Source organism: Microbacterium sp. UBA1097 (assembly GCF_002313585.1).
GTDB lineage: Bacteria > Actinomycetota > Actinomycetes > Actinomycetales > Microbacteriaceae > Microbacterium.
Window position 1 is genome coordinate 70,996 of sequence record NZ_DCBW01000026.1, and the last position, 9,965, is coordinate 80,960.

The window sequence follows — 9,965 nt, forward strand, 5'->3', positions numbered from 1 at the left end:
GTGGCTGCATCCACTCCTGTTCGCCGTGCCTGGCGGGCCCTCACCGGTCTGCTGACAATCACGGCGGTTCTGTTCGGTATCAACGCCCTGGGCGTCTATGTGTTCAACGCAAGTTCATGGGCACCGGAGCTCGCCCTGGACCTGCAGGGCGGCACCCAGATCATTCTCGAAGCGCAGACCGCGGACGGTGCTGACCCGTCGGCCGAGCAGATGAATCAGGCTGTCACGATCATCCGCCAGCGTGTCGACGCCTCGGGTGTCGGCGAAGCTGAGGTCACCACAGAGGGTGGCAAGAACATCGTCGTGCAGATCCCGGGCGAGGCAGACGAGCAGACCCGGCAGAGGATCGAGGCCTCCGCGCAGCTGCAGCTGCGAGCTGTGCTGTACACGGGGTCGCCTGCCACGTCGTTCATCGGCGAGGACGGCGAGTCCACCCCGTATCCGACGCCGGACCCCAGCCTCGAGTCGACGCCGACAGTGGAGCCCACCAGCGGGAGCGACACCAACTGGATCACGCCGGCATTGCAGGCGGAGTTTCTTGCGTACGACTGTGCGAACCCGGACAACGATCCCGCGAACGCGCCCACTGATGAGCCACTCATCACGTGTGACGCATCGGGAACGGTCAAGTACATCCTCGGACCGGTGGAGTTGGACGGGTCATCGATCGTCGACGCGACGAGCGGACTCGAGCAGACTTCCGGTCGATGGGTCGTGAACCTGCAGTTCAACGAGTCCGGGACTGAGACCTTCGGGCAGATCAGCCAGCGGCTCTTCGGAGCGACGCCGCCGCTCGACCAGTTCGCCTTCGTCCTCGACGGCTACGTCCTGACCGCTCCGTCGATGAATGCGCAGATCCTCGACGGACGCCCGAGCATCAGCGGCAGCTTCACGCAGGAGTCCGCAAAGGTCCTTGCCGACCAGCTGAAGTACGGTGCGCTACCGCTGAGCTTCGTCGTCGTGAGCTCTGACACGATCTCGGCAACCCTCGGGTCCCAGCAGCTGCAGATCGGGTTGATCGCGGGCCTTATCGGCCTGGCCCTGGTCGCCATCTACTCGCTCATCGTCTACCGCGCCCTCGGGTTCGTGATCATCGCCTCCCTCGTCGTGATGGCGGTGCTCACGTACGTGATGCTGCTGATCCTTGGCTGGCGCATGGGCTTCCGGCTCTCGCTCGCCGGTGTCGCGGGTCTGATCGTGTCGATCGGGTTCACCGCTGACTCGTTCATCGTGTACTTCGAACGCATTAGAGACGAATTGCGCGACGGCAAGTCGATCACCGGCGCCGTCGAAGACGGTTGGTCGCGAGCGAAGCGCACGATCTACATCTCGAAGTCGATCAACATTCTCGCGGCGGTCGTGCTCTACATCCTGGCCGACGCAACGGTGAAGGGTTTCGCCTTCACCCTCGGCCTCACGACCGCGATCGACGTTTTGATCTTCATCATCTTCACGCACCCCGTGATGCAGCTGCTGGCCCGCACGAGATTCTTCTCATCCGGCCACCCGCTTTCGGGCCTCGATCCCGACGCCCTGGGCGCCGTCTACCGCGGGCGGGCACAGTTCCGCGCGCCGGTCGTGGCGCCAAAGACAGCCGCCGAGAAGCGGGCGTCTCGCTCCAAAGGTGAGGCCGCGCGCCGCCAGACGATCGCCGAGCGCAAGCTTGCCGAGTCCCGCACGTCCGGCTCTAGCCAGACCACCGAGGGAGAGGACACCCCCTGATGCGCTCCCTCAACCAGCTCGGAAACGACCTGTACAGCGGGAAGACGTCCTTCCCCTTCGTCGGCAAGCGGCGGCTGTGGTTCATCATCGCCGCGATCCTCGTCATCGGTTCGGCACTTGTGCCTTTCATCAGGCCGATTCAGTTCTCGATCGAATTCACCGGGGGCTCCCAGTTCACCGTTTCGGGTGCCACCAGCACCGACCAGCTCATCGCCACCGAAGCAGTGCAGTCGGTCGTGCCGGGCGCGACGACGAAGGTCGCGACAGTCGGTGCCGACACGATCCGCGTCCAGACCGATCAGATGACGGATGCCGAGACGCGCGATGTCGCTGCAGCACTCGCCGAGGCGTACAGCGTCGACGCGAGCGAGGTGACCACGTCGTTCATCGGCCCGAGCTGGGGACAGGACGTCACGCGCCAGTCGCTCTGGGGTCTGGCCATCTTCCTCGCGCTGACCTTCATCATCCTCGCGCTGTACTTCCGCACCTGGAAGATGTCTGCGGCAGCAATCATCGGCCTCGTCGACGTGCTGGTGATCACGGTGGGGATCTATGCGCTGTTCGGTTTCGAGATATCGCCTGCCGCAGTGATCGGGTTCCTCACGATTCTCGCGTATTCGCTCTATGACACGACAGTCGTGTTCGACAAGATCCGGGAGAACACCTCGGAAGACGGCGAGATATCGGGCCGCACCTTCGGCGAGTCGGTGAACCTGGCAGTGAACCAGACGCTGGTCCGCTCGATCAACACGACAGTCGTGGCGATCCTGCCGGTCGGCGCGATCCTGTTCATCGGGGCGTTCTGGCTCGGAGCCGAGACGCTGAGCGACATCTCACTGTCGATCTTCGTGGGAATCATCGTTGCGGCCTATTCGACGCTGTTCGTCGCGGCGCCGCTGTTCTCGCTGTTCCGTGAGGGCGAGCCGGCCATCCGTCAGCGCGATGAGCGGGTCCTCGCCGCCCGCGAACAGGCGGTAGCTTCGGCCTGATCGCCCCTAGCGCAGCGTAGGATATGGGCTCCAGCGAAGGGAGGGCTACCGGGTGACCGAGACAGTCCCGCCCGCCCAGAGCGTGCCTCCAGGGTCCTCGTCGTTGCTGAGGCTCGTGCCGCGCATCTTCTCGCGTGCCGCACGTCGCGACGATGTCGAGAAGCTCTTGCGCACCGTCCGCACGCACCATCCCAAGGGTGATCTGGCGATCATCGAGCGCGCCTACGCGATCGCCGATCGCGCCCATTCGGGACAGAAGCGTCAGAGCGGCGAGCCCTACATCACGCATCCGCTGGCTGTGGCCCAAATCCTCGCCGATCTGGGCCTTGGCCCCAAGGCTGTGGCGGCCGCCCTTCTGCACGACACCGTCGAAGACACCGGTTACTCGCTCGATGCCCTCGCCGCGGAGTTCGGCGACGAGGTGGCGATGCTCGTCGACGGGGTGACCAAGCTCGACAAGGTCAAGTACGGCGAGAGCGCGCAGGCAGAAACCGTACGCAAGATGATCGTCGCGATGTCGCGCGACATCCGTGTCCTGCTCATCAAACTCGCTGACCGGTTGCACAACGCACGGACGTGGGGCTTCGTCCCTCCCGAGAAGGCCCGCAAGAAGGCCACCGAGACGCTCGAGATCTACGCACCACTCGCGCATCGCCTCGGTATCCAGACCATCAAGTCCGAGCTCGAGGACCTGTCGTTCGCTGTTCTGCATCCGAAGCTCTACGCCGAGATCGAGAGCCTGGTCAAGCAGCGCACCCCGCAGCGCGATAAGTACCTGCAGAACGTCATCGACGCCGTCGACACCGATCTGCGCGAGTTGCGTATCCGCGGGCGCGTACTCGGTCGCCCGAAGCAGCTGTACTCCGTCTATCAGAAGATGGTGGTGCGGGGTCGCGAGTTCGACGACATCTACGACCTCATCGGCATCCGCATTCTGGTCGCGTCGGTGCGGGACTGCTACGCCGTGCTGGGTGCGATTCATGCCCGGTGGACGCCGTTGCCCGGGCGGTTCAAGGACTACATCGCCACCCCGAAGTTCAACCTCTACCAGTCGCTTCACACGACGGTGATCGGACCGGAGGGTCGCACCGTCGAGATCCAGATTCGCACCCACGAGATGCACCAGCAGGCCGAGTACGGTGTGGCAGCCCACTGGAAGTACAAGGAGCGGATGGCCGGCGGGAAGATCGACGACAAAGCCGTCGACGCAGATCTCGCGTGGCTCGCGCGGATTTCGGATTGGCAGGCAGAAACCGCCGACCCGGGAGAGTTCCTCGATTCGCTGCGCTTTGAGATCGGCGCGAAAGAGGTTTACGTCTTCACCCCCAAGGGGCGCGTGATCGGACTTCCGGCGGGCGCGACGCCGGTCGACTTCGCCTACGCAGTGCACACCGAAGTCGGTCACCGCACGATGGGCGCGAAAGTCAACGGGCGGCTCGTTCCCCTCGAGTCCGAGCTCAAGAGCGGGGACGTCGTCGAGGTGTTCACCTCGAAGAACCCGGATGCCGGGCCAAGCCAGGACTGGCTGAGCTTTGTCAAGAGCACCAGAGCTCGCAGCAAGATCCGGGGATGGTTCACGAAGGAGCGGCGCGAAGAGGCAATCGAACAGGGCAAGGAGTCGATCGCGCGCGCGATGCGACGCCAGAACCTGCCGCTGCAGCGACTGATGAACCAGGACACGCTCAGCGAAGTAGCTGACGGACTGCGTTACGAAGGCGTATCAGCACTGTACGCGGCTGTCGGCGAAGGCCATGTCTCGACGCAGTCGGTCATCGAGAAGGTCACGGCGCTCGTCAGCGCATCGAACGACACGGCCACGGGGCCGATCGACCTCCCGCACGTCGGGCGCTCGCGTCAGCCGCGCGCCGGTGACTCGGGCGTTCTCGTGCGCGGTGCACCCGACATCCTCGTCAAGCTCGCGAAGTGCTGCACGCCGGTGCCCGGCGACGAGATCCTCGGGTTCGTGACGCGGGGAAGCGGTGTCTCCGTGCACCGAGCTGACTGCACGAACGTGGCATCGCTGCGCTCGGACCCCGAACGCCTCATCGATGTGGAGTGGGCCCCGACGACCAAGAGTGTGTTCCTGGTGCAGATCCAAGTCGAAGCCCTCGACCGTTCAGGGCTGCTCAGTGACGTGACTCGCGTACTCAGCGAACACCACGTGAACATCCTCTCTGCATCCGTATCCACCACGAACGACCGTCTGGCGATTAGCCGCTTCGTGTTCGAGATGGGCGACATCGTCCACCTTGACCGCGTCCTCAATGCGGTCCGCCGCATCGATGCCGTCTACGACGTCTACCGGGTCACGTCCTCGTAGGTTCAGCGCTGCGGGAACGCAACAGGTCGAGGGCTCGCACCTTGTGCGGAACGGTGCCGGCGTGCTCTAGCCAGTCGATGCCTGCCCGGATCGTCGCGGGGTCTCGCGCAAAGCCGTCGAGAGCTGTCCGGTGGTCGGCGTCACCCACGCGAGCAAGGTCGGCGACCGTCCGCGCCGGAGACGTGACCAGCACCCCGCCGATCCGGTAGAGGTCGCTGGCGGGCAGGTACGGGTCTCGATAGTGGAGTCGGCGATGGATGACGCCGTGGATGCGATGCGGCACCGCTCGCTGCACGGTATGCCGGCAGGGCGGCTCACTGATGACACCGTGCACCCATGCTGCCGAGAGGTGAGTCGCCGCCATGAGATCGCGAAGCAAGGGCCCCAGAGACGCTGCCCGCGCGCTGGGCGTTTCCACGGTGTCTGCCGGCATATAGGCGGCGTCGATCTCGATGAGGTGCCCGTCGAGGCGTGCGGCAGACAGCTCCGCCAGCGAGAGTCGCTCATCGACGAAGTACAGAAACGGCGAGGTCATCCCCGCAGTCTGCCTCCGGTCGACTCACTCGCCGGTGCGCTGTTGTCAGTCTGTGGAGAAGTCCCGGTCAGCCCTCGACCGCGCGGAGCCAGGCGCGCCGGGCCTCGAGAGCCTCGCTTGCCTGCTTGATCGCCCGCTGGTCCTTACGTGCGGTGGCCTCGGCAAGCTCCGCCTCGAGCTTGGTGATCGCGTCATACAGCTGGCGGGTCATGTCGTTGGCACGTGCCGTGGTCTCGGGATTGTTCCGCGTCCACTCGGCGTCCTCGCGCGCACGGACCGACACTTCGATCTTGCGCAGCTCATCATCGAGGGCACGCTCCTGATCGCGCGGAAAGATGCGACCGATGTCATCCCACGACCGCTGAATCGCGGTGAGGGCGCTGCGCGCAGCGGCAAGGTCTGACATGTCGAGAATCGGGCGTGCCCGCTCGAGGAGTTCCCGCTTGGCGTCGATCTTCTCTTTCGATGCCTCGACCTCCGCAGCCTCACGACCCGCCCGTGCCGAATAGAGCGCGTCCCCGGCAGCTTTGAACCGAGCCCATAGTGCGTCGTCGACCTTCTTGCCGGCGCGGCCCGCAGCTTTCCACTCGTTCAGCAGGTCACGGTAGGCGCCGATGCCGTCTTCGCCGCGCGGCGCGAGCGCCTCTGCGCGCTCAACCAGACGGTTCTTACGCTCACGAACTGCCTTGTGCGCCTCATCGAGCTCGGCATAGAACTCGCGGCGGTGCTTGTCGACAGCTGCCCGCGCGTCTCGGAATCTCTTCCACAGCGACTGCGAGATCGACTTGGGAAGGTGCGGACCGTTCTGCTGGTGAGACTGCCACTGGTCGAACAGCGAGCTCATCTCGGCCGAGGCCGTCTTCCACTGCACGGTCTTGGGGTCGCGCGCGGCGATCGCTTCGGCCTGCTCGACGAGCCGTGTCCGCTCGGCAATCGCGGCATCCACGGCCTCCCGAGCCTGAGCGGCCTCGGCGGCGCTCGCTTCGGTCAGCGACGCGGTGAGAGCCTCGACCCGGGCGCTCAGCGCTGCGAGGTCGCCGACAGCTGACGCTCCCGAGATCTTCCCGCTGAGGGTCGCAGCTGTCGCACGCAGGTCCGCGGCGCTGGCACCACCGCGGCGGTGGCGAACTTCCAGGAGTGTGACCTCGGAGGCGAGATCAGAGAATTTCCGCTCGTAGTAGGCCAGAGCCTCTTCAGCGGTGCCGTCAGGGTATTGACCGACGACGCGCCACTGGTCGCCTTCGCGAACCGAAACCGTGCCGTCGTCATCGACGCGGCCCCAGGGCTGTTCGACGGGGGTGGAGGACGAAGCTGTGTCTGACACGGAAGGCACCTCAATGCGGCGAAGCCGCCTGCGGGGGATGGACGCTTAAGCCTAATACGGAGCGCCTCCGCGGCCAGGCTCGGATGCGGCGGCGATGTCGTCGTGCGCGGCTAGCCTGGATCCCATGGCGAACACGGCGGGGCTCTTCTCCGGGCAAACCCCGCTGCCGGTGCGGATGAGACCCACGTCCCTCGACGAGGTCGCCGGACAGCAGCACCTGCTGCGGCCGGGTGCGCCGCTTGTCGTGCTCGCGGATCCCGATGGTGGCGCGCGAGCGGCGACATCCGTCATCCTTTGGGGTCCGCCGGGGACCGGCAAGACCACTCTCGCCCAGGCTGTCGCGCGCTCATCCGGTCGCCGCTTCGTCGAGCTGTCGGCTGTCACCGCCGGAGTCAAGGATGTGCGCGAGGTGATGCAGGACGCTCTGACGCAGCGCGACCTGTACGGAACCTCCACGATCCTCTTCCTCGACGAGATCCACCGATTCACCAAAGCGCAACAGGACGCGTTGCTGCCTGGCGTCGAGAACGGTTGGGTCGTCCTGATCGCCGCAACCACGGAGAATCCGTCGTTCTCGGTCATCTCGCCGTTGCTGTCCAGGTCGCTGCTGCTGACGCTGCAGCCGCTGACGGATGCCGATCTCGCCGAACTCATCGACCGGGCGGTGTCGGATGCGCGCGGACTTGCCGGTGCCGTGGCCCTGACCGACGAAGCACGCGCTGCACTCGTGCGGCTCGCTTCCGGTGACGCCCGCCGCGCCCTTACCGCCCTGGAGGCAGCGGCGTCCCTCGCCGAACCGGAAGCCGACGGGGCAGCCGGCACGATCACCGCCGAGCACGTCGCGCAGGCGGTGGACCGGGCGCTCCTTCGATATGACCGTCAGGGCGACGAGCACTACGACGTCATCAGCGCGTTCATCAAGTCGATCCGCGGGTCGGATCCGGATGCCGCGCTGCACTATCTTGCGCGCATGATCGAGGCGGGGGAGGACCCCCGCTTTATCGCACGTCGTCTGATCATCTCGGCCGCCGAGGACATTGGTCTCGCAGATCCGCAGGCCCTCCCGCTCGCGGTTGCGGCAGCCGACGCGGTTCAACTGATCGGCTTCCCCGAGGGACGTATTCCGCTTGCTGAGGCGACGGTGTACCTCGCGACCACGGCCAAATCGAACGCCGCGTATCTGGCGATCGATGCCGCGATCGCCGACGTGCGCCAGGGCGGTGGCGGCAGAGTCCCGCCGCACCTGCGGGACGCGCACTACCCGGGAGCCGCGCGGCTCGGACACGGGAAGGGTTACCGCTACCCGCATGACGATGAGCGCGGCGTGGTCGCGCAACAGTACCTTCCCGATGCGCTGCGCGACCGCAGCTACTATCGCCCGACCTCCCGTGGCGCAGAACGGGAGATTGCGGCACGGTGGAGCCGAATCCGCCGCATCCTCGGCAGGCCGGAAGAGCCCGGCTCGGGCGCCGCTTCCGGCGGGGACTGAGAGCTCTGGTAGACTAGTTCGGTTCGAAACCGAGTTTTCGGATATCCCCTCACTCGAGATCACCTTTCGGTGCGCTGCGACGTGCGAACCGAAGCGGGAGTGCGGGATACGTCCATGAGTCGCGAGAGTCGCGGCCATGTCATCGGAAGGAATCCTTCGTGCCTACGAAGTCCCAGGACCGCCGCAAGGTGCGCATGTCGCGCGCCCTCGGCGTCGCACTTACCCCCAAGGCAGCTCGCTACCTCGAGAAGCGTCCCTATGCACCGGGCGAGCACGGCCGCACCAAGCGCAAGGCCGACAGCGACTACGCCGTCCGCCTGCGCGAGAAGCAGCGTCTGCGCGAGCAGTACGGCATCCGCGAGAAGCAGCTGCGCATCGCGTTCAACGAGGCCCGCCGCAAGGACGGCCTGACCGGTGAGAACCTCGTCGAGCAGCTCGAGATGCGCCTGGACGCGCTGGTTCTTCGTGCCGGCTTCGCCCGCACGACCGCGCAGGCTCGTCAGCTCGTGGTGCACCGCCACATCCTCGTCGACGGCAAGACCGTGGACCGCCCCTCGTTCCGCGTCGCACCCGGCCAGCTCATCCACGTCAAGGAGAAGAGCGAAGGCCTCGAGCCGTTCCAGGTCGCCGCGGCCGGCGGACACGCCGAGGTTCTGCCCCCGGTTCCGGGCTACCTCGAGGTCGAGCTCGACAAGCTCCACGCCCGTCTCGTGCGTCGCCCCAAGCGCGCCGAGGTGCCCGTGGTCTGTGACGTTCAGCTCGTCGTTGAGTACTACGCGGCGCGCTAAGCGGCGCGTAGTACAGCCGCGAAGCGGCCAACAACACCGTTACGCGGCGCGCTAAGCGGTCCGCAGAAGCACGTTCGCGAAGGGCGTCGGGGTGACCCGGCGCCCTTCGCCGTTCTCGCCTACGATGGGATGAGCCGCCGTCGCGGAAAGGGAGTGAGCGCATGAAAAACCTGCTGTGGTTCGCACTGGGACTTGCCGGGGGTTTCGTCGCCGCCCATTACGTCAACAAAGACCCACGGGGACACGAACTGCTCGCCGAGGTGGATGCTCGTATCTCGCAGTTCACCGACCGCATCGCGGATGCCTACCGCGAGCAGGAAGCTCGCATTGTCGGAATCGTCGAGGACGCCGTGGACTCGGCATCGTCGACGGTCGATACTGTGGCCGACGCCGTGACGGATACTGCGGGCGACGTCGCTGACGCGGCAAAAGACGCAGCCAAGAAGCTGACTGACTGATCTCCATGCGTGTTCGCATCGCCCCGCGCGGGCGGTGCAGTTCACCTGTGCAAAGGAAACCCGATGAAGACCGCTGAGATCGCGCAGCGCTACCTCGACTACTTCGAGAAGAACGATCACGTCATCGTCCCGAGTGCGTCGCTTGTCACCGACGACCCGTCGCTGCTGTTCACCGTCGCGGGCATGGTGCCGTTCATTCCGTACCTGACGGGCGTCGTTCCCGCACCGTATCCGCGCGCCGCTGACGTGCAGAAGTGCATTCGCACCAACGACATCGAAGAGGTCGGCAAGACCGCACGCCACGGCACGTTCTTCCAGATGCTCGGCAACTGGTCGTTCG

General features: G+C 65.7%; 9 protein-coding genes. 7 read left to right on the plus strand and 2 right to left on the minus strand.

What is annotated here, in order from left to right; translation table 11 throughout:
* Genes secD through B4F19_RS07180 form a run of 3 tightly spaced genes read left to right on the plus strand, consistent with a single transcriptional unit; the run spans position 1 to position 5,031 of the window.
* Positions 1-1,722 carry a protein translocase subunit SecD gene (gene secD / locus B4F19_RS07170; RefSeq protein ID WP_228178769.1) on the plus strand — a complete coding sequence of 574 codons (1,722 nt, stop codon included), beginning with the start codon at positions 1-3 and terminating at the stop codon, positions 1,720-1,722.
* Positions 1,722-2,711, plus strand: a complete 990-nt coding sequence (gene secF / locus B4F19_RS07175; protein ID WP_228178765.1) for a protein translocase subunit SecF — start codon at positions 1,722-1,724, stop codon at positions 2,709-2,711. Before secD ends, secF begins: the two co-directional genes overlap by 1 nt.
* Positions 2,712-2,763: 52 nt before the next feature.
* On the plus strand, positions 2,764-5,031 hold the full coding sequence (locus B4F19_RS07180) for a RelA/SpoT family protein (RefSeq protein WP_292726675.1): 2,268 nt from the start codon (positions 2,764-2,766) through the stop codon (positions 5,029-5,031).
* Here B4F19_RS07180 and B4F19_RS07185 read toward each other — a convergent pair.
* Together B4F19_RS07185 and B4F19_RS07190 are read right to left on the minus strand one after the other, a co-directional pair.
* A complete protein-coding gene (locus tag B4F19_RS07185; protein WP_292733676.1) occupies positions 5,018-5,566 on the minus strand; it encodes a hypothetical protein in 549 nt (182 codons plus the stop codon). The genes B4F19_RS07180 and B4F19_RS07185 overlap by 14 nt on opposite strands.
* Positions 5,567-5,633: 67 nt before the next feature.
* Positions 5,634-6,890: a DUF349 domain-containing protein gene (locus B4F19_RS07190; RefSeq protein WP_292733679.1), complete on the minus strand. Its 1,257-nt coding sequence runs from the start codon at positions 6,888-6,890 to the stop codon at positions 5,634-5,636.
* Positions 6,891-7,014: 124 nt separating this feature from the next.
* Between B4F19_RS07190 and B4F19_RS07195 the strand changes: the two genes are divergently transcribed.
* The 4 genes from B4F19_RS07195 to B4F19_RS07210 all read left to right on the plus strand — a co-directional run.
* Positions 7,015-8,379 carry a replication-associated recombination protein A gene (locus B4F19_RS07195; protein ID WP_292726672.1) on the plus strand — a complete coding sequence of 455 codons (1,365 nt, stop codon included), beginning with the start codon at positions 7,015-7,017 and terminating at the stop codon, positions 8,377-8,379.
* 158 nt (positions 8,380-8,537) lie between these two features.
* Positions 8,538-9,167, plus strand: a complete 630-nt coding sequence (gene rpsD, locus B4F19_RS07200) for a 30S ribosomal protein S4 (protein WP_228178756.1) — start codon at positions 8,538-8,540, stop codon at positions 9,165-9,167.
* 161 nt (positions 9,168-9,328) lie between these two features.
* Positions 9,329-9,625, plus strand: coding sequence for an ATPase (locus tag B4F19_RS07205; protein ID WP_228178755.1), 297 nt, complete (start codon positions 9,329-9,331; stop codon positions 9,623-9,625).
* Between the two features lie 63 nt (positions 9,626-9,688).
* Positions 9,689-9,965 (plus strand): alanine--tRNA ligase-related protein (locus B4F19_RS07210; RefSeq protein ID WP_292733681.1); only part of this gene is annotated, 277 nt, incomplete at its 3' end.